15 protein-coding genes and 1 tRNA gene are annotated in these 21,796 nt (G+C 50.3%); 10 read left to right on the top strand and 6 right to left on the bottom strand.

The window, feature by feature from the left end; all coding sequences use genetic code 11:
* Positions 1-44: 44 nt before the first annotated feature.
* Positions 45-995: a ketol-acid reductoisomerase gene (gene ilvC, locus KOO62_07355; protein MBU8933808.1), complete on the bottom strand. Its 951-nt coding sequence runs from the start codon at positions 993-995 to the stop codon at positions 45-47.
* 70 nt (positions 996-1,065) lie between these two features.
* Here ilvC and nadC point away from each other — a divergent pair, with 70 nt between their 5' ends.
* Both nadC and KOO62_07345 read left to right on the top strand, forming a co-directional pair.
* Positions 1,066-1,947: a carboxylating nicotinate-nucleotide diphosphorylase gene (gene nadC / locus KOO62_07350; GenBank protein ID MBU8933807.1), complete on the top strand. Its 882-nt coding sequence runs from the start codon at positions 1,066-1,068 to the stop codon at positions 1,945-1,947.
* Between the two features lie 7 nt (positions 1,948-1,954).
* A complete protein-coding gene (locus tag KOO62_07345) occupies positions 1,955-2,947 on the top strand; it encodes a biotin--[acetyl-CoA-carboxylase] ligase (protein ID MBU8933806.1) in 993 nt (330 codons plus the stop codon).
* An 11-nt stretch (positions 2,948-2,958) separates the two neighbouring features.
* On the opposite strand, the gene KOO62_07340 is transcribed toward KOO62_07345, so the two are convergent.
* The 3 genes from KOO62_07340 to KOO62_07330 all read right to left on the bottom strand — a co-directional run bounded on the left by KOO62_07340 (position 2,959) and on the right by KOO62_07330 (position 6,378).
* Positions 2,959-3,483, bottom strand: coding sequence for an ECF transporter S component (locus tag KOO62_07340; GenBank protein ID MBU8933805.1), 525 nt, complete (start codon positions 3,481-3,483; stop codon positions 2,959-2,961).
* Between the two features lie 7 nt (positions 3,484-3,490).
* A complete protein-coding gene (locus KOO62_07335; GenBank protein ID MBU8933804.1) occupies positions 3,491-4,096 on the bottom strand; it encodes a class I SAM-dependent methyltransferase in 606 nt (201 codons plus the stop codon).
* 77 nt (positions 4,097-4,173) lie between these two features.
* Positions 4,174-6,378, bottom strand: coding sequence for a hypothetical protein (locus KOO62_07330; GenBank protein ID MBU8933803.1), 2,205 nt, complete (start codon positions 6,376-6,378; stop codon positions 4,174-4,176).
* Positions 6,379-6,511: 133 nt separating this feature from the next.
* Here KOO62_07330 and KOO62_07325 point away from each other — a divergent pair, with 133 nt between their 5' ends.
* From KOO62_07325 to KOO62_07295, 7 genes are all read left to right on the top strand, one after another.
* Positions 6,512-7,927, top strand: a complete 1,416-nt coding sequence (locus KOO62_07325; protein ID MBU8933802.1) for a sodium:solute symporter family protein — start codon at positions 6,512-6,514, stop codon at positions 7,925-7,927.
* Positions 7,928-7,972: 45 nt separating this feature from the next.
* Complete coding sequence (locus tag KOO62_07320) at positions 7,973-10,102, top strand: hypothetical protein (protein ID MBU8933801.1); 2,130 nt, start codon at positions 7,973-7,975, stop codon at positions 10,100-10,102.
* Between the two features lie 128 nt (positions 10,103-10,230).
* Positions 10,231-10,434, top strand: coding sequence for a transcriptional coactivator p15/PC4 family protein (locus KOO62_07315; protein MBU8933800.1), 204 nt, complete (start codon positions 10,231-10,233; stop codon positions 10,432-10,434).
* Between the two features lie 119 nt (positions 10,435-10,553).
* Complete coding sequence (locus KOO62_07310; protein ID MBU8933799.1) at positions 10,554-12,293, top strand: tetratricopeptide repeat protein; 1,740 nt, start codon at positions 10,554-10,556, stop codon at positions 12,291-12,293.
* A gap of 72 nt (positions 12,294-12,365) precedes the next feature.
* Positions 12,366-12,941, top strand: coding sequence for a DUF4416 family protein (locus KOO62_07305; protein MBU8933798.1), 576 nt, complete (start codon positions 12,366-12,368; stop codon positions 12,939-12,941).
* Positions 12,942-13,092: 151 nt separating this feature from the next.
* Positions 13,093-14,355 (top strand): UDP-N-acetylglucosamine 1-carboxyvinyltransferase, encoded by a 1,263-nt coding sequence (gene murA, locus KOO62_07300; GenBank protein MBU8933797.1) that lies wholly within the window; start codon positions 13,093-13,095, stop codon positions 14,353-14,355.
* A 95-nt stretch (positions 14,356-14,450) separates the two neighbouring features.
* Positions 14,451-17,756 (top strand): DPP IV N-terminal domain-containing protein, encoded by a 3,306-nt coding sequence (locus tag KOO62_07295; protein MBU8933796.1) that lies wholly within the window; start codon positions 14,451-14,453, stop codon positions 17,754-17,756.
* Positions 17,757-17,899: 143 nt separating this feature from the next.
* Here KOO62_07295 and KOO62_07290 read toward each other — a convergent pair whose 3' ends face one another.
* Together KOO62_07290 and KOO62_07285 are read right to left on the bottom strand one after the other, a co-directional pair.
* Positions 17,900-18,103, bottom strand: coding sequence for a hypothetical protein (locus KOO62_07290; protein MBU8933795.1), 204 nt, complete (start codon positions 18,101-18,103; stop codon positions 17,900-17,902).
* Between the two features lie 180 nt (positions 18,104-18,283).
* Positions 18,284-20,791 (bottom strand): AAA family ATPase, encoded by a 2,508-nt coding sequence (locus KOO62_07285; GenBank protein MBU8933794.1) that lies wholly within the window; start codon positions 20,789-20,791, stop codon positions 18,284-18,286.
* Positions 20,792-21,280: 489 nt separating this feature from the next.
* Between KOO62_07285 and KOO62_07280 the strand changes: the two genes are divergently transcribed.
* A tRNA-Glu gene (locus KOO62_07280) sits at positions 21,281-21,352 on the top strand.
* Positions 21,353-21,796 lie beyond the last annotated feature (444 nt).

Below are 21,796 nucleotides of genomic sequence, written 5' to 3'. Positions count from 1 at the left end.
CAGCCGTCAACTTGTTTGATGGACTTGAAATAGTCGGTTTGCCATCACCGCGAGTACTTGCGGATCACATTCTCCAGCCGAGGGTCGGACATTTCAGCACAAGCGTGATCAAGTTCGGCGATCTTTTCCGGCGTCAGTTTCCTGAGGCTGTCGGCAAATCGACCGGTGCGGATACGATCATAGACGGACTGCATCCGGGCACGAGTGCCTTGATCTATTATTTTTGGTCCCGCCTGAAGCGATCCAAACCGGGCAGCCACAGAAATACGCTGCAACATACCCTCAATACCGTCGGTCTTGACCAGATCAACAATAAGGTCAAGTTGGTGGGCTACTTCGAGATAAGCATTCTCAGCCGGGATGCCATTTGCGACCAGTACGTCAAATCCATTCTTGACCAGTGAGGCCAATCCACCACAGAGAACCGCCTGCTCACCAAACAGATCACCGACCGCCTCATGCTCAAACGTGGTTTTTACCAGCAGTTTCTTCTTGATACCGAGCGCCAGAGCCAGGTCAATCGCATTCTGTTCCGCCTTGCCGCTAATGTCCTGATCCACGCCATAGAAAGCTGAGACAGATCGCTCGCCGAGATAATTCTCGCGTACTGTTGCTCCGGGAGCATGCGGTGCCACCAGGATGACATCAGCGTCCTCCGGAGGCGATACCAAGCCAAAGTGAACCGACAGACCGTGTAGAAATAGCAAGGTTGAGTTCTTTTTCAGATTCGGCCCGATATCTGTTGCGAAAACCGGCTCATGGAGATGGTCCGGGAAAGCAAAACAGACAATGTCCGACGTTTTGACGGCCTCAGCAATCGTCGCCACAGTAGAGACTCCGTCCTTCATTGCGGCAGCGATTGAAGAAGAATCTTTTCTCAGGCCAACTACTACTTCGTAGCCGGAATCCTGGAAATTGAGCACAGCCGCACGACCCTGGGAACCATAACCGATAACGGCAATCATGCAATTCTGATCAGGTTGTGTCTTGTTCATGTCACAAATATAGCTGTTGACCAGTGCATTGCCAATTGACAAATGACACGAACTTCATTGTCTTAATTCTATGATAGATTTCGGTCAATCAGTACGAAATCTGGTCAGAGCCGCTCTTGTGGAAGATATTGGACCCGGTGATATTACTTCCCAGGCGTGTCTCGTTCCAGAACAAACCAAAGCAGTTATAATTGCCAAATCGACAGGGGTTCTGTCCGGGTTGAAACCGGCGTTGCTTGCTTTTGAGGCGGTAGACTCGGCCAACAAAGTACGCCCGCTTATTAATGATGGCGATTCGTTCAAAGTCGGGGATACCATCATTGAAATCGACGGTTTCAATCAGACATTGCTGGTATCGGAACGGGTGGCACTCAATTTTCTAGCACATCTCAGCGGTGTGGCTACTTTGACGGCTCGATTCGTAGAAGCTGTTAGTGGCACGGAGTGCCGGATTCTTGACACACGCAAGACAACTCCGGGGTGGAGGTTTCTTGAAAAAGAAGCTGTAGCCCATGGCGGAGGAACCAACCATCGACACGGCTTGTACGATATGGTTCTAATCAAAGACAACCATATTACTGCCGCTGGCTCCATTGAAAAAGCTGTCGTCCGCACGCGTGAATTTCTGGCTGCGCCGGATTTCGGCGTTCGTTTCGGCCGAGACGGACAACAAGTTGAAATTGAAGTCGAAGTATCATCGACGGCTCAGCTGGAAGAAGCGATCGCTGTCAGCGTAAAGCGATTACTACTGGATAACCAGACTCCCGACCAGCTTCGAGCAATGGTGAAAAGAGCAAGAACTCTCGACAAGGACATCTCTCTGGAGGCGTCGGGTAACATCACACTCGACAACGTGGCCGAGATCGCCGCCACCGGCGTGGACTATGTTTCCATTGGTACCCTGACGCACTCTGCACCGGCCGTTGACCTGAGTATGCGGATGGTAGAGTAACCATTGTATGAACCAGACAGCGGTGGACAAACTCGCAGAAGATATTCTTCTCCTCCTGCGTGAGCCGCAGGGTAGCATAGTACCTCTGGGCGAATTGGCAGCCAAGTGTATGGTCTCTTTGTTGGAAATCAATGGGGGATTGGCGCGGTTAGGGGAATGGGGTTATGAGTTTAATATAACTACCACCGATGCCTGTCTTATGGCCATCCCTGACGTTCTAACTGAGACGGAAATCAGTTATGGGTTGAACACCAATTCCATCGGGAATCGCATTCTGGCCTATCGCCGGGTTGGCTCAACCAACGACTTGGCAGCTGAACGGGCAAACGAAGGAGCCGACAATGGCACCGTGATTATCGCCGAGGAACAGACCAAAGGGCGCGGACGACTGGGGCGCCACTGGTATTCGGCACCGTCATCGGGAGCTTACCTGTCTATCCTCCTGCGCCCTCCATTCACGCCCGACCGGGCCCCCGGTGTTTCGCTTCTGACCGGGTTGGCACTGATCGAATGCCTGCAATCATATTGTCCCGGCGCGGTACAGATTAAATGGCCCAACGATGTCTATATCAACGGTAAAAAAGTTGCCGGTATCCTGACCGAACTGTCCGCCGAATCGGATAACATTCACCATCTTGTGGTTGGAATGGGAATCAACATTAACCAGACCGACTCAGATTTCCCCACTGAGATTAGTCATCTGGCTACTTCAGTGTCTATTGCCTGCGGTAGGGAAATCAACCGGATCGAGTTGGTGCGAACATTTCTCCAGAAGTTTGAAACAGAATACGAATCTTTCTGCACAGATGGGCTTACCGGCTGTATTGACCGATTGCGCCGTTATTCGTATCTCAATGGTCGGCAGGTGACGCTTGTATCCGGCAACCGCACTATTGAGGGGAAAGCGGTTGGTATTGGTCCCGATGGGGCTCTTCTGGTTGAGAAGGATGGCGAGACGATGGCAATCACATGCGGGGAAGTTACGGTAACAAATCACTGACCCCGGGGAGTCTACTCAGAATGCCGACCGCGGTTGACTGCTGCCACAACGACAGGAACCAGAACCAGCTGTATCATTATTCCCGGTAGACCGGACCAGAGTGCACCGCCACCGGCGATGAACTGGGCGGCAGTATACGGCAGCTCCATGAATAGTCCCAACCCGATAAGGCCAACCGCAAACATCAGCCTACCCAGAAGCATGGCTAAGATGAGTGCAATATAGATGTTGAGTCGGAGACGATTATAGGTAATCCCGGCCACGAAACCGTAGATCGCCAGTTCCATAGACATCAATGGCACGGCGTAGGTTGGTGGCATACCGGTTAACAGATACGACAGGGTTGGGGCCAACAGTCCCACCACGAGACCGCTCCACGGTCCGGCCAGAAATCCTGCCAGTAAAACGGGAATGTGCATCGGGAGAAATATTCGTCCGGCCAAACCAAAGGTGTGAAACCCTACCGGTAAAAGAACAGCTATGGCCAGGAACAGAGCGCTATGGGAAATGATCCGGGTACGTGCGACAGGTGCCATAATCCGACTACTTGAGATTAGTAGAGCAGACGAAGAACAAGCCGGGGTGATCTTCGATGGTCACGTTAGTAAACTGGCTGTTGTGGAACATCTCGCGCAGTTTATCGGCCGGAGGGAAATCATCGTTTTCGAGAACCCCACCTTTGCGATGATGCGCTTCCGAGATTTCCTTGGATGAAGCCAAGTGTATTATGCAAAAGTGACTATTGTTTTTTAGCACCCGGTGGGTTTCCTCAAGAGTCCTTCGCTGGTCGGCAAAATGTGGAAAGGCCGAAAAGGCTACCGCCATGTCAAAGGTAGAATCGGCAAACGGGAGATTGTGTGCATCGGCGCCAACGACATTCACATTTGGAAAAGGAAAATTGCGGTGCGCTTTCCGGGCCATCTCAAACGAGAAGTCAACCCCGGTTACAGAACCGGATTTCCCTGTTTTCCGTCGGAGCATATCAAAAAGGATTCCGGTGCTGCACCCGAGATCAAGGATATCCATTCCCTCCTCAACCGAAAGACCATCTACAATGTGAGAAAGGAATTCCAGATCAATAGCGGTGAACATAAGATCCCATTCCGCAGCTAGTTGGTCAAAGAATTCTTGATGCTTACTCTGTGACATCTTACTAATTTATTCCCTCGGCCTATCAAGTCAAGAGATTTCAGGAGAGAAGGAGATGATGGCACGCGATGGCATACTCATTCCCACTTGAAAAACTCCGGTATTGTGCCCTCTTCGATATCGATCCCGACTCCATAGTTGTCGTACCCATACAGCGAATCATCGCGTGCAGGTTGGAGCCAAACGGCTCCGTTTCTGGCCTGGGGATGATCTCCCTGTGAAGAATCGGTAAACACTTGATAGGTGTCCGTACCGCCGATGTCGATGAAACCGCCGAACGATTTGGCATAACTATAGTACGGAGTGAGTCGGCCCGGCTTGTCATAACCTTTGCGGAAGGTTCCTTCACCAAGTCCAGGTGTGTTTTCACCCAGAGAGTAGCTATCATCACCACCAATATCGATCAGGAAAGCATTAGATCGAATCTGCGCCAAACCCATAGAGATCATCTTCGCCCGGTAGCTGTCATTGCCCCCCTTGTTGATAAGAAAAGCGTTGGTGTAGTCCCAGCCGAACCCAAGAGCTGCTCCGGCTGTCTCAAACAGCTCGTGGGTATCATCACCGTCCTCATCAAGGAGGATGCCATTGCAGAAATGCGCCCCTGAGCCCTGGGTGAAATAGCATGATTCATACTTGTCATTGCCGTTGCGGTCAAGCACCATGCCGGTGCCAAACCAGTAGCCAACCCCCAGTGTCCAATTACCGCTATAATAGTGGTCATTGCCGTGAATATCGATAATTGCTCCGAGACCACCCGCCCAGGCGTGACCATCGGAACCGTCGCCACGACGCCCGAACCCGGCTCCCTGGGCAGTGTTAATGTTGATTTTGTACCCGCTGTGGTAGTCGCCGCGATTGTAGACTTCTGAGAATGGCTCGACGGTATATTTGTCGTCACCATCAAACGAGGCACAAACGCCGATTCCGCCCCCGACGCCACCCATTCCCTGGCCATCGGCATAGAGATAGTAATCGTCTTTGCCGGTACCGTCGAGACATAGCCCGATGCCAAAGTAACCACATCCCTGCGCGGACATATCGGCCCGATAGTTATCGTTTCCAGCTCGATCCAGAAGAACGCCCACCCCAAAAAGACCAGCTCCCTGGGCATACACAGAACCAGCGTAGTGGTCATCACCTTCCGAATCAATGACCAGCCCCACACCGAGCAAACCCACTCCGGCATTTGGGGGGTAGCTGTTGCGTTGGTAACCATAGTAATCATCACCACCGAGGTCGATCAAAACCGAAACCGGGTTCAAGAGAGAAGAGACTGTACCTCCGGTACCTTGCCAGATAGAGTTACGTCCGAAATCAATCACAAGTAGCGTATTGGTCGCGTCATATTCGTACCAACCGGGAATTGACGCTCTCAGGCTTGCCTGTGATTTGGGTGGCGGGACCGATTCGGTTCTGTAGCTTGCCGAGAGAATAACAATACTGCCAAAAGGCGTTTCCAACACCATATCAAAATCATGCGGGATGTCCTTCGCCAGTGGCAGGAGGGCGCGTTCTGCTTTTTCGGCGGCGGCAGCAACTTTGAGTGCGGCATAATGCAAAGATGGCAGGTCAATTGTGGCGGCGATATCGTCAAGCTCCGGATAATACACCATGCCGTCCCCCTGGGTTTCGGCGAGGTCGCGGATAGTGAACGCCTTTTCCATATCATCGCGATCACAGTTACGGAAAGCAAGATTGCGCCATCTTATCGCGTCGGCCAGGTTGACAATCAGTTCCGCCAGGATGGTCTTGACCGTGTCCGGTAAAGACTTCGTCTTATCTCTTATCTCCTGTTCTATGTCAGGTGATTCGACACGGCTGCCAAAAGTATAGTATTCGACCTGACGACCTGCCAAAGTATAAAGACGCTCGACTGCAGTTACCAACGGCGTTGGCCCATCCGGGGCAGGAACAAGGTTGGCCGAATACGACCGGAATCCACCCAGCTTGCGATCCACACCCAGATTGTAAACCATCTTGTACAGACCGTCATCAACACTGTCAGCATAGGCCGGATCAAGATACAACTCCACGACATTCCCCATCACAATAGCATAGTCGTACAGTTTGAATGGTTCGGCGAAAAGATCGTCAAACGAGGTCAAGCGATGCGGAGCGTCCAGGGGGAACCTGTTCCAATAACCCTTCGGCTGATAACCTAAATCTGCTCGGGTGAACCCCACCTCATTCAGAATGCGACCAAGAATATCCGAATCTGTCTGGGCTGTAACTGCAGAAGAAATGAGCGTAATAAATAATGCGAGACAAAGAACGGTTTTCATAGCGTACCTTTCCATTTCTGATAAATGATCATCCAAACAATAAACCAGACCCGGCGATTGACGACCAGATTAAACGTCATCTTCTACCCACCATAGCGATTGACAAAAGGAGGTCAATGACTCACATTATACGATGCTCTACTTCTGGGTTATCATTGCCTACCTGGCTGTCTTAATCGGTGTGGGATCATTTCGAAGCAAGCAGGTCAAAACGCAGGATGATTTTATGGTCGCCGGGCGACGACTGTCCGCCAAGGTGTTGGTTGGAACACTGCTTGCAACCTGGATCGGATCGGGATCGATCATCGCGGGGGCAGGACTGGCGTATGATCGGGGCTTGCCGGCTCTGTGGTTCAGTGTCGGAGTATGGGTCGCCCTGTTGGTCCTATACTTCATTGCCGGAAGAGCTCGTGGACTGGCTCAGTATACTGTTCCCGACTTACTTGAACTACGCTACAATAAATGGGCACGTGTACTGGGGACAATTGTGACTATCGTAGCCTACACTGCCATTGTCAGTTATCAGTTCCGCGCCGGTGGTATGGTTCTCAATCTGGTTACCGGCATCTCTGTCGACCAGGGTATGATAATAACCGCCGCCTTTGTTATCGGGTATACCGTTCTGGCGGGACTGATTTCGGTAGCATACACCGATGTTGTCAACGGTATCATCATGAGCGTGGGACTGCTGATTGCTTTTCCTTATCTTCTCGGCGAGGCTGGCGGCTGGAGCGAAATCGCAGCCAGATTGCCCGAGACACATTTACAACCACTTGGTGAACTCACATTGTTGCAGGCGTTTGGCTATTCTCTTCCCGCAATGTTGTTGTTACTTGGCGAGTCGGGTATGTACCAGCGTTTCTTCTCCGCCAAAGATACCGGCACTGCCAAACGGGCTGTGACCGGCTGGATTATCGGAACAATTGTTATCGAGACTCTGATAATTGTTCTGGCTGTGATCGGGAGTGCATTATATACAGATATCGAATCCGAAATGATCATACTTCATTTGGTGCGTCACGGCCTGCCTGCCATAGCCGGATGTTTGTGCCTGGCGGCAATTGTAGCTGTGATTGTATCTACAGCCGATTCATTCCTGCTGGTGCCGTCAATCAATATCATGCGGGATATCTATCAACGGTTCATTAATCCCAATCTGCCACAGAAACGGATGGTGTTATACTCTCGCATTGTGGTTGTCATACTTGGAATTTTCGCTTTTGCCCAGGTTCGCTTCTTTGAACGAATACTGGAGATGGCCATCTATGCGTACACAATGTATGGGGTCGGAATCACTCCTGCTGTGATGGCAGCGTTTTTCTGGAAACGAGCCACAGCCGCTGGCGGCGTTACATCAATTGCCGCCGGTATGGTTGTTACCATTGTGTGGGAAGTGATGGGCTCACCGTGGGATATTCCGACAGTCTACCCGGCACTCGCGCTGTCTTTGGCTGGCTTGGTTGTGGTCAGCTTGCTTTCGCCCAAACCGGACGAAGGAAAATGGCTGCCGTTTTTCCCGACCACTGATAAAACAGGATATTGCAAATAATGTTCTTCGTGTTAATAACCGGAAAAGACCTTCCTCCAGGAGGATATGATGAAGAAACGGATTGCTGTGGTGGGAATAGACCAGAATACATGGTGTCCCTTTATCTTTATAGTGATAGCCACTCTGCTGGTGATTATGGGGATGGGAGTCGCGATGGCCGCAACTGATTACATCAATGAGACTCAGATCACAACTGCAATTAATAAGTTGAAAGCTATACACACCGAGGTCGATCTGGTTCGTTTAGAACGAGGAGTAAGGCAAACCGCACATCTGTGGCGTGAAGAGGATGGTAATGCCGATGGGTTTGCCACGTTCTGCGAACGCAATTTCATCGCTGATGAAGACCAACGCCAGAAAACCACGGATCGACTGGAAAGCGCGTTGGCGTCAATCTATGGTCATATGGGCAGAATACGACGCGATCTTTCCTGGAATCTCGATATCGAAACCGGACCATTGCTTCCTATCGACTACGAACTGGCTCGATATTCTCCGTATACACATCTGAGCGAGGACATGTTCAACAACAAGATTGCCTTTATCGTGTTGCTTAACTACCCTCAGTATTCGCTCTCCGAAATCCAGGAATTGGGACCGACATGGACTCGTCAGCAATGGGCTGAGGCTAGACTGGCCGAAAGTTTTTCATCACGTGTTCCACCGGAAGCCTCTCAGAAAATCAGCGAGGCTTATCTAGCCGCCAGTAACTACATCAGTCAGTACAATATTTGGATGCATCATCTACTCACGCCAGACGGTGAGCGTCTTTTCCCCGAAGGTCAGAAGCTGGTTACACATTGGAACCTACGCGATGAACTCAAGGCACAGTATGGAGAAGATGACGGCCTTGTGCGCCAGGAAATGATTTATAATGTTATGAATCATATCATCCGCCAGGACATTCCGGAAGCCGTGATAAATAATCCGGCCGTTGATTGGAAACCATCGACGGGCGAAGTTTTTATTTCTTCGATCGTTGATGGTGACCCACGCGAAGGTTGGAAGCCCGACGGTGCAGCAGACAACCTTACCAACAACCCTGAGCCAAACACGCGTTATCAGCATCTATTGAATATCTTCAAAGCTCAGCAACTTGTTGATCCCTATAATCCCAAACTGCCGACGATGATTGACCGACGGTTCGAACGCAATCGGGAAATGAAAGAAACAGAAGTCGAGCAACTTTTGACATCAATCCTTGGTTCGAACGTAATGCCTCAAATCGGTAAGTTGATAAAAAAGCGACTCAGCCGTGATTTGCGCCCGTTCGATATTTGGTACGATGGTTTCAAGGCGCGATCCGCTATTGGCCAGGATGAGCTTGACCAGATTGTCCGCGAGAAATACCCAACCGTTGAGGCGTTCGAGACTGACATACCGAATATCCTTCAGAATCTAGGGTTCGACAAGGCGACGGCGCAATTCCTGGATGACCATATTGACATTGATCCCTCACGCGGTATTGGTCACGCTGCTGGTCCACCCGATAAGAACGGCAAAGCTCGGCTTCGCACACGCGTGACACCGACAGGAATGGACTACAAGGGTTACAATATCGCGATGCACGAGTTTGGGCATAATGTTGAACAAGTGTTTTCGACATGCCGTATCGATCACACCCAGCTACGAGGCGTGCCTAACACAGCCTTCACGGAGGCGTTTGCGTTTGTATTCCAGTCGCGTGATCTGTGGCTACTGGGTATCGAAAACGATAATCCAGACGCGCAGCAGTTGAAAGTTCTGGATGATGTCTGGGGGGCCTATGAGATCAGCGGTGTGTCGCTTGTTGATATGCGCGTGTGGCGCTGGATGTACGCCAATCCACAGGCCACTCCGATAGAGCTGAAAGAAGCAATTATCCAGATTGCCAAAGATGTCTGGAATGAGTATTTCGCGCCTGTATTTGGTATCAAGGATATCGAGTTGCTGGCTGTCTACTCGCACATGATCAGCTCTGGTCTGTATTTACCGGATTACCCAATAGGATCAGTTATAGAATTCCAGATCGAGGAGTATTTGAAGGACAAGGACCTTGCGACCGAGATGGAGCGTATGTGCACCCAGGGATCGCTGACACCTGATATGTGGATGCAAATGGCGGTAGGAAATCCGATCACAACCGAGCCGATGTTGAAAGCAGCAGCGGAAGCACTTGAGGCTTTAGCTGAGTAGTAGTAGGGCGGAATCCTTTTGCGGTTCCGCCATCATGTATCGGCAGGCGCACTGTAGTTACACGAAGCCGGAGACATCGAGCTTGATAATGATGACGACAACAATGATTACATTATGGAGGTTTTATCATGCGCTACGAATTGGAAAGAACACCGACAGAACGAATTTTCATCGAGGGTAGTGAGTTCAAAGGCCACGAGTTGGTGTCACTCAGGATTTACTTTCAGTCCAAAGAGGACGAATGGCTCCCGACCAAAAAAGGCGTGACCTTCCGCCGCGACCAGCTCGACGAAGTCATCGACGCCCTCCAGAAGATCAAGGCTGAGAAGTAGCTGACACGCGACGTGTAATCGATAACATGTCCACGTTCCTTGCCATCTCAACCAACGCTGTCTATATTGACCATAGTTTCAATTACAGCAACGCCTGCGAGAGGAATGGCATATAGACCATGACTAATCTGAACTCGACCCTCCCTCGAAGAACACTATTGTTCCCAACTTTGATATGTCTCTTGATACTCGCGGTAACAGCACTGGGCTATGAGACGGTGGACGACGACGGTGACATCTGTGCCCGGTTGATAGAGGGGTTGGAGAAGTCTGTCTATCGGGTAGAACTCAAGGATAAGAAAATAGGGACTGTTTACACGCTGGGGTTTGTAGTTGATACTGTCCCTCATCCTGTAGTACGACGCGATCTCCTACTGGGGTGCTCCAAGATAAACATCAAGAGCATGTCCGGCAAAAAATACAAGAACAAGGGTATACATAGTGACAGCGAGGATCACAATCTTGCTCGTATATGTGTTCCTTCCAAGAAGAAGAAGTTCAGCGGTCTGGAAACTGCGATTCCTGAGATAACCGATACGGTTCTTCTGGTTCAATTGTCTGCCGATACTTCCTGGTCGTGCTGGGAAGGAATTGTAACGGACGATCGTCGAATACCCGGTTTTGGGCGTCTCTTTTTTGTAGCTACGAGTGCGCCCCCTAGTGATGAATTGCAGCTCGTCCTCTCAGGACGGGGAAAACTGATTGGCTGGAGAGGTCGACAGGCTCTGCCAGGAGCGGACGTAGCCTATGTTATTCCGGCGGGTCAGTTGACTGTGCTTCATCGGGCGCGGGTAAATTACAACTTCCACATCGGCTCCAGAGAGAGCGACCTGATAGACGACTGGAAGAAGAAGAATGTAGACCTATTGTCCAAACGATCTGATTCGTTGTATGTGCTCGGACTCAATCACCTCTGGGAAGGGAGATTGGACATCGCTCGTCGACTGTTCAATGAACTAGCACTGGCTGAGCCTTCATTCGGTCCGGGCTGGTTCTATAAGGGCACTTGCGATGAAATCTTTCAGAGCCCCGCCCTAGCCAACGCAGCCTATGAGAACGCCCTCCGCTACGACCAGGACTTCGCCAAAGCCCATCTCGCCTCGGCCAAATTGTCCCATCTATCAAACTCGTGGAGTAGATTTAGCAAATCGGCCAGCGCCCAATTGGCCGCCGTTTTCGACCCCGGCTCGGCCGAAGCCCTGGTTGTCCGTGCATTTCATATCGTGTCGCCGCAATTAGCCGACGGAGTCATCGAGCAATGTGGTCTTGCGAGAAAAATAGATCCTGAGGTGCCTGGGACTGAAAGAGTGATCGCCCTGGCTTACTGGTACAAGAGCGATTTCGAGGCAGCCATCGCCGCGGCCGAAGTAGTTCTGGCCATCGATTCCGCCGATGTCACTGGGATTCTCATCAAAGCTGAGTCCTTTCTCGGATTGGAGCAGTTTGAGGAGTCGGTGACATTCTATCAGCAAGGCCTTGATTTGCTAGAAACCGAATCAGCGGATATCTACTTCTCGCTGGGTCGTGCATATACTGGACTCAAGCAACATGCCAAGGCCTCAGAGGCGTACTGGCAGGCGACTGAAATCAAGCCGGACTACAAGGAAGCTCATTGTAACCTCGCAGCAGCGTACCGCAAACAGAAACTATGGCAACTTGCGTTGAACGCCAGTTCCAAGGCTCTCATGTTGGATCCTTACTTCCCTCAGGCTCGGTGCTCAAAGGGATTAACTCACGCCGAAATGAAAGACGAGGCCGCTGCCCGTTCGGAACTACAGATTCTCCGTGAAATGAAGAGCGATTATTACAATGTCCTAAAGAAGGCCATCGACGAGACCGACTTCGACAGCGACGAGTGAACCGAGTCGCGCGCCGGCATCATCCCCCCAGTTTTTGTTGATTTTGAGTTTCCCAAGAGACAGCCTTAGGCTGTGGCACGAATACAGAAACCTCCACCCGGTCGGCTGGTCGTCTCGATTATCTATTCCTCGCTTGATGCGCTGGCTGACTCGTTGCGTGTGATCGAACGCAAATTCTCCCGTGTGGAGTGTGAGACGATTGAAATTCCGTGCAGCACTCAGGATCGATACCGTGAAGAAATGGGGGATAATCTCCAGCGTCGTATATTCTCTTTCGAGCAACCAGTACCGGTCGACTCGCTCCCGGAGATCAAGGCCAACTGCCACAAGATCGAGCCGATGTTCTCCGATTGTGTTCGTGATTTCCATTTTCGTACGGTCAATATCGACCCTGGCATTCTTACTCCCGACAAATTGGTGATGGCCTCACACCGGGAATACAACCACCGGCTGTACCTCGGCAACGGCGTGTTTGGCCAAATAGAATTGATTCACTCTCAAGGGCAGTTCATGCGGCTTCCCTGGACAAATCCTGATTTCTGTCACAGTGAGGCGATGGATTTATTCAATCGCGTACGTGAGAGCTTTGATGCTACCGATAGCGAGGGGGAGGTAACCAAACTTAGCGATGTAGGGTCGATTTTCTGACCGTGGGCTATCGACCGATCTTCATTCTCCAGTTAAAGCTTTATCCTCTGGCCAATCTTACGCTTATTCGAAACCGACCCGCCGCTTCCGGCGAGTGTATAATAACCGGGCGCTCGACGCCCGAAAGTGAACCGAAACATCCGGGAATGCAATGGACAAATTCGTAATCAACGGTGGTCACCGCCTTAAGGGTCGGGTCAAAATCGACGGCTCCAAAAACGCCGCCCTGCCAATTATCTTCGGAGCGCTCCTTATCGACAAGGGCGAGAGTGTTATCAAGAATGTTCCCCCGTTGCGGGACGTCCATACCGCCATCAGAGTAATGGAGTATCTGGGAGCAAAAGTAACCTACGATGCGCGTCGTTGCGTAATGACAGTCAAAGCCGGTGGGCTCAATCAGAATACGGCTCCGTATGAACTGATGCGGCAGATGCGAGCCTCTTTCCTTGCATTGGGACCGATCCTGGCCCGTCTTGGCGAAGCTCGCGTCTCATTGCCGGGCGGTTGTGTTTTGGGGGCACGTCCGGTCAATTTTCACGTGGCCGGCTTTCGCGCTCTGGGAGCCAAAGTAAGCGAACGCAGCGGCTATGTTGTGGCCAAAGGTAAACCGTTGAAAGGCGGAGTCATCTGTTTTGACCGACCTTCACACACCGGCACGGAGAACCTCCTCTACGGGGCGGTTATGGCCAAAGGACGGACTACGCTTGTCAACGCCGCCTGCGATCCAGAAGTGGTCGATGTCGCCAATTTTCTCAACCAGGCCGGGGCGCGTATTCATGGAGCCGGTACACCGACAATAGTCATCGATCCGGTGCGACGCCTGAAGCCGGTAGAATACACCGTATCGGGTGACCGACTCGTGGCCGGGACTTATCTCATGGCTGGCGCAATTACCGGTGGTAACATCAAAATCACCGGCTGCGCATCGGATACATTGACGGTCGTGCTCCACAAATTACAGGAGATGGGGTGCCGGGTAGATCAGACCGCCAAGAGCGTGACTTTGAAAGCTCCGCGTCGCCTTAAGCCGGTGGCGGTTACGACCTTTCCCTACCCCGGCTTTCCGACCGATCTTCAGGCCTGTATTATGGCTGCCGGTTGTGTCGCCACAGAAACATCGCATGTAACGGAGACCGTTTTCGAAGACCGGTTCTCCCACACTATGGAGATGCGGCGCTTAGGCGCAAAAATTGCCATTTCGAGCAACGAAGCAGTCATCACCGGTGTTAAAGAATTACACGGCGCTGAGGTTATGGCGTCTGATATCAGAGCCGGGGCTGGCATCGTGCTGGCTTGTCTGGCCGCCCGGGGCCAGTCGGAGGTGTTGCGAGTGTATCATATTGACCGAGGTTATCATCGACTGGAGGAAAAGTTGTCGTCCCTTGGAGCCGATATCAGGAGAATAGGAGCGTAGTAAACGCTTCGGTAGATTACGGCCGGGGGGCATGATATAATTGATGGTCTGGCAGACCATTATGAGAAGTATTATTGTTTAGAGGATTTGTTGGAATGAAGAAATCGATCCTGGCTCTATTGATAGTTTCCATCGTGTGCCCAAGCTTTCTCTCCGCCCAGGAAGTAAGGTTTGGTAAAAACAAGGTTCGCTACAAACAATTCGATTGGAGCTACCTTCAGACCCGACACTTCGATATGCATTTCTATGAAGATGCCTACCCGGCGGCAAAATTTGCGGCCGCTGTGATGGAATCATCGTATGTCGAAATCTCCGGGGAACTCAACTATCTTGTTCAACGTCGGATTCCGGTCTTCATCTACAATTCGCATAATGATTTCCAGCAGACCAATATCATTTCGTCGCTCATTTCCGAGGGAACCGGCGGTTTCACGGAAATGTTCAAGAACCGTATCGTCATTCCCTTCTCCGGTTCCTACGAGGATTTTCGACACGTTCTCCATCATGAACTGACCCATGCTGTCACTTTCGACATGCTCTACGGCAATGCCCTCTCTTCGTTGATCTCTCGTCAGCGGTTTTTCAGCATGCCTCTTTGGCTCGCTGAAGGCTATGCGGAGTATTCCTCTCGTCACGGCTGGGACTACTGGTCCGACATGGTCGTGCGGGATGCTTGCGTCAATGGCTACCTGGCTCCACCCTGGGCGCTTGGAGGTTACCTGGCATACAAGGAAGGGCAGGCGATGATTAAATACATCGCCGACAAGTATGGCGAAGAGAAACTGGGGGAGATCTTTCGCAACGGCAAAATACACCTGACCATGAACCGTACCCTCAAGGAAACCATCGGTATTGACGAGGAGAAATTCTGGCAAGAGTTCAGCAAGGAAATGAAGCGCCGCTATTGGCCCGAAATAGCCATACGAAAAGATCCCGACGAAATCTCTAAACAGCTTACCCACGCCAGGAAAGATGGCTCTTACTTCAACGAAAAACCAGCCTTCTCACCCGAAGGGGATCGTATCGCGATCTTCACCGACAAGTCCGACTATACTGAGATCGTTCTAATATCTGCGGCCGACGGCAAAGTGGTTGATCGGTTGGTCGAGGCGCAACGCTCCGGAGACCTGGAATCACTACACTCCTACGTCTCGGGTATGTCATGGTCGCCTGACGGTAGACAGATAGCTTTTGCGGCCAAGTCCGGAGGTAAAGAGTCCATCTTTCTGTATGATTTGTCGCAGGGGAAAGTTACTCATAAAAAACGTACCGGATACCACAACATCATCTCACCAGCCTGGTCACCCGACGGTAAGAAAATTGCTTTCTCAGCTCTGGAAGGCTACAAACGTGACTTGTTTTTGTATGATCTCGAATCTGACCAGGTCAAACGCCTGACCAATGATAGATATGATGATGTCGAGGCTTCCTGGCTACCGGAAGGTAACCAACTCATATTCTGCTCTGACCGTCCCCACCAGCAAAGCCCAACCATTGATCTCGAAAAGCATCTCTATGTTGACTCTGGCGCGTTCATGCCCGGCGACTTCGAATATGGATACTATAATTTGTTTCGCATAGATCTCCTGGATCTTACCATTTCCGAACTTGGTGTTGGCCCGGGCCAAAACAAAGCCCCGGCCGTTTCACCCGACGGTAGTAAAGTAGCTTACATTTCCAATCGCAATGGAATTGACAATCTCTATGTAGCCCTACTCGACAGCACCCAACAATTTGCTGTGACTGATATCATCTCCGGAGTGAAATCGCTTTCATGGTCTCCCGACAGCAAACAGATTGCTTTCAGTGCGTTCTTTCAAGGTGCCTTCGATATCTTTATCCTTAAAGACCTTATTCCGGCTGGTGAAGGTGGTGTTCTGTCACCGACTGATTTCATACTGGGTAAGTATGATCTGCTCAAACCTCATCGGGGAAACAAAACCCTGGTTACTCGTCACAATACGAATGATACTTCATCCCAATCGGAGGACGCCATTGATTGGGATAACGACTACCAGACCTACACACCCGATTCTACTACATGGACTCAGCATGATTCGAGTCTTGTCGATTCGAACTTGGATACATCGACTGCCGAGGTGGACACCACTGCCGACGGATCAACTGTAACTGAAACCGGTATCCACGACGGTGAATATGTTTACGTAGCACCGGCCGATATTGATCCACTCGATTCGGTGATGATAAACATCAACGATACGACTGGTCGTTTTACTGTCGGCCTGACTGAACCGGCTTTGTTTGACTCTGTACCGCCCCCTCTGGCTTCGGGTGACTATACGATCAGGAAATACAAAACGAAATTCACCCCCGATTACATTGGAGGTGGATTCGCTTATGACACGTTTTTTGGTCTTCGCGGTCAGACACAGTTTGTTTTTTCCGATTATCTGGGCAATCATCAGATCCAGATTGCCACCGATCTCGTGAACACTATTGATCAGTCATATATACAGGCATTCTATTTCTACAATCGCCATCGAACTAATGTAGGGGCGGGGTTCTTTCACTCGAAAAACTACTATATCGACAATACCGACTTTCTATTCTCTGATCGCTTCTATGGGCTAACGGCATTCGCCGGGCGTCCATTCTCCACCTTCAGTCGCCTGCAATTTGTTGTTTCGCAATACTTCATTGATCGAGAATATCACGACCGCTACGACTACCGCGAGGATCGCAGCACCAAAGTAACTACCGGCGAGTTTGCCTATGTTACCGACAATATCATCTGGGGTTTGACCGGTCCGCTCAACGGACGCAGGGCAAAGCTTTCGATCCAGGGCGGGATCAATCTCTTCGACTCCAGGGACATCGATTTCCAATCAGTCGAACTTGATTATCGCAAATACCGACATCTTGGCAAAACCTTCTCAATGGCGTTCCGTCTGGCCGGTGGAGCCTCGTTTGGAAGAACTCCCAAACAGTATTTTCTCGGTGGCACCACCAACTGGATCGGCAATCGGACACTTGATGCCAACGTTTACGATGTCGAGAATCTGTACTTCGCCGATGTCGTCACTCCCCTTCGCGGCGTGCCCTACTACGAATTGGCCGGTAACCGATTCGTCCTGGCCAATTTCGAGTTCAGGTTCCCTATGATCGAATACTTTGTGATGCGCTTTCCACTATCGCTGGTCATCGCCAATGTCGGCGGCGCAATCTTTGCCGACCTTGGTGCCGCCTGGACCGATAACAATTTCAAGTTTGGCACCCGCCATGATGGTAACCGGCTGGTAGATATGAAAAGCGGTTTTGGCTTTGGCATGCGAGCCAATATGGGGTTCATTCTCCTGCGTTATGACCTGGCCTGGTCCACCGATTTCCAGAACGTTTCCGACAAGCCAACCTACTACTTCTCGTTTGGTGCAGACTTCTAGTCAACTCGTGTAGTAGTGATCAGGTTGACAAGCAACCTGACTTTCGAGCTTGTTAGGGATGGTTTATTATACAGAGAGTTGATAAAACAAAAAAAGAACGCGGTCGTCAATGACCGCGTTCTTCAGAACAAACTGTCGCCAAGCTACCTTCTCTTATGGGCAGAGCAGAATTTACTCTTCCCATTAGTGAAGCGCTTACACCGACGGCCAGCTGCAGTCTTTGCAGCACAGCGGATCTTCTTGGCCTTGACCACTTTCTTCTTGGCCTTGACCTTTCTCTTCGGTGCAGCTTTCTTCTTGGCAGCTGGCTTCTTCTTCTTGGGGGTTGCTTTCTTAGCTTTGCGCATTTAGCTTCTCCCTTAAGAGTTAATGGTCAACAGTTACAAAAGAACTTTTATTGTAACGTGTCAAGAAAAAAGGCAACATGGATTCCAATTAGAACATCAATCGCACACGATCAATTGAGCAGAAACGCGACACCATCACCGACGTCACCTTGGAACCTCACATAGAACAATCACAATTCGTTAACATCTCTTGCTCGATGAATGACTGTTCTTTCTACCTTTCCTTTTATTATCTTCGTTGTCATTATCTTTACGACCAAAGTTTTGCAACGTAATTGCCATCTCCTGAAGCCGTTCGTCCACTGCGGCAAAAACCGATCCCAAAGTGAACTTGCCGTTCTTGAGTCGTCGTCCAGCAATTCGGCCGGTAAGAACTTCAATACCTTCGCTAATCGTCTTGACGGGATATATATGGAACTTGCCTGTCTTTACAGCGTCGATGACATCCGGTCGCAATAGTAAATCAGTAACATTTTGGTACGGGATCATCACACCCTGGTTACCGGACAGACGCCTACTTCGACAAACGTCATAGAACCCCTCGACCTTTTCGTTCACGCCACCGATAGGCTGGATAATTCCCTTTTGATTTACCGATCCGGTTACTGCAATGCTCTGTTTCAGTGGAATACCGCTGAGGGATGAGATTATAGCATAGATCTCAGTCGAAGAAGCTGAATCGCCATCAACGCCGCCATATGATTGCTCGAATGAAATTGACGCCGTCATTTGCAGTGGTTTGTCCTGAGCAAATATACCCCGCAGATAGCCGCTGAGAATCAATACGCCTTTGTTGTGTGTGGGACCGGAGAGATCGGATTCACGCTCAATATTGATAACACCCGCTCGACCCATTGAAGTGCTGACCGTGATGCGGGTCGGCCGTCCAAAAGAGTACTCGCCCATGCTGTATACTGACAGTCCGTTGATCTGACCGACGGCTGTCCCTGATGATGAGATTATCAGAGTGTCGGTATCGATCATCTCCTGAATCTTGTCCTCAACCAGATTAACGCGCGACCGCTTCAGCTCCATAGCGCGGTAGACATCTTTGCGTTGTACTTGCCGCCCCCTTCGCGTCCGAGCACAAAAGGAACTCTCTCGGATAATATCCGCGATCAAACTGAATCGGGTTGTTAGTTTTCCGCGGCGACCAGCCAACCGCATCCCATACTCGGCCACAGCCTGCATACCGCTCAGATCAAAGGTGGGCAGTTGCTCTTGTTCTACTATCCGACGCACGAATTCATAATGAGTTCGTAGTCGCTTGTTGTCGCTCTTGACATTGGTATCAAACTCGGCCTTGATTTTGAAGATTTTTTTAAAATCATCATCGAGCCGCCAGAGCAAGTGATATGTTCGTGCCTCTCCGATCAGGATCACTTTGACATTGAACGGGATCGGTTCCGGCTTAATACCAGAACCGGCCATCATATAGAACGGATCAAATCCAGTGATTTCGATTTCCTGGTTGCGTAGGGCTCGTTTCAGATGCATCCACACGCCCGGCTCGGTCATCACGTCCATCGCATCAAGGACAAGATATCCGCCCGCGGCCTTGAGGAGTGAACCGGCAAAGATGCGCGTGAAATCTGTCCGCCAGTAACCAAAACGATCGACCACGCGTTCAAGTGAACCAAACAAATTTTTGTATGATGGGGATTTCTCAATTATGACCGGGATTGTCTCGGTCGATGAATTATCCAGAATGAGGTTGACCGAAAATTCTTCGAATGGTTCCCGTTTTCGATATGGTGGTGGTTCCTCTTCGCCGCGCCTGGGCTGAGCTTCCCGGAAGCGATCCAGATCGCTCAACATTGCTTCCTCCGCCTCCTCGAGATACGAAACCACTTTCTCATCAGGGAAACGTTTCTTGATCAAGCTGATCTTATCGGAAACCAAAGGGGATACTATCGAGAGGCTCAGTTTCTCCAGGGCATCTTCCATTTTGTTGGTCAGCTTTTTTGATTCAACAGTGGTAGCATCAAACTCCCTGCGGAGACTGTCCCATGTACGTCGCAATTCATCGAGCCGGGATAGTGAGAATTTCCCGTCTCGTTCCAATTGTTCCAGCTTCTCCAGCGATACCGGTTCATCATCAATCAAAGGTTGAATCTCGTTGCGAATCCCCATACTGGCCTGAAGCTGGACCATCACAAATCCGGCTCCGCTAAGTCTTTCTTCAAAACCATGAATGAGTTTCTTCTGGCGCCCCTCAAACTCTCGCACGACACGATTCTGTCGATCTTTGTAATCCTCAGACATGAATATCTTTGGCACCGCCTTACGCATGGAATTTACCAAATACGCCATGTCCTTTTTAAAACGTACTCCATCACCCGCTTTGAAAGTCAGAATGATCGGGCAATCGTCGTTCTTGAAGTTGTTGACATAGCACACATCCGATAGGTTCGGCCGTTTGGATTTGGCGTCTTGAAGAACCTGTTTCACAGCCGCCACCCGACCGGTTCCGCCAGCTCCTGCGATGAACATATTGTACCCCGGACTGTCGATCTCCAGCCCTGTTTTCATCGCTGCGACTGCCCGCTCCTGGCCAATCACTCCCGTACAGGCACAGATATCATCGGATGTTTTGACGCCTCGCGGCTTGAAGTCTATCTTGTAGTCAAGATCGGTGGCCTTGAGTTCTCGTGGTTGCTTGGCCGAGGGCGTTGTTTTGCGCGCCATCCACTCCTCCATTCGGATTCCATGGGCCGCCCGTTCGGTCACACGCCAAAGCAGCCCGATTGCTTTTCCTCCCAATATAGTTGTAACGATTCATTGCAATCAACAAAAGACAACCGACGATAGCGCCACTCCAATATGTCAATCTCATCCTGTTCCGCAGCAGGAAGGGCTTTAAGGCGTGTTTGACTTAAATCCCTGTAATTTTCTACCGATCTCCCCTACACATGATCGGAGAACTCCTAACTATGAGAAACGACAACAGCTTAGTGGACATAAACAGGCGTAGTGCGACAAGTTGACGCTTGCTGACAAGAAAAAAAGTGATCCCTTATTGTCGAAAACTGTACTCTGCTAATTGGTTGGTTTCCTTCACATTACGAGAGTGCTGCCTGTAACTGATTGAACAACAACGCTATTGATTCTATTGACAAGGGGCCGAGAATCTCTATATTCCGCCCGTTGCTTTTATAGCTTTGCGTATTGAGTTTTGGCGGTATCGTTCAGGGGTTAGGACGGGTGGTTCTCAGCCATCAAACCGGGGTTCGATTCCCCGTACCGCTAGAGTTTAAGGCGAAGGGATGAACACACTCAAGTGTGATCATCCCTTTTGCTTTGTGGGGGAGAGGTATAGGTCGTTTCGCGGTAACCACGGGAATTGACGTTGTGAGCAGCAAAAGCCACAGCAGTGTCAAGAGTTGTGTGTAAAAAGTGCATCCATATTCTTCATGCAGCTATCTTTATTAACTGTTTGATGGTTTTGATCTTTCCTTTAGGTTTCTGCCATTTGGTGTTAAGCAATTGAAGATGGCGTAGATAATACGATCATAGCTTCTTGAGCTCTGGAAGTATCCCATCACTTTCAACCGCCGTCTGACTTCCCGGAAACAGCGTTCGAGGTAATATCTTTAGAAGTGTGTAAAAGACAAAAGGTGTATCCTAGAGTTTTCAATGACCCACAAAGGAGACACCTAATGCCTTATCGAGAATTGAATTTCGACAGTCACA

The organism is Candidatus Zixiibacteriota bacterium (genome assembly GCA_019038695.1).
In the GTDB taxonomy this organism is placed as follows: Bacteria; Zixibacteria; MSB-5A5; order GN15; family FEB-12; genus B120-G9.
This window is presented reverse-complemented; position numbering and strand designations above follow the sequence as displayed.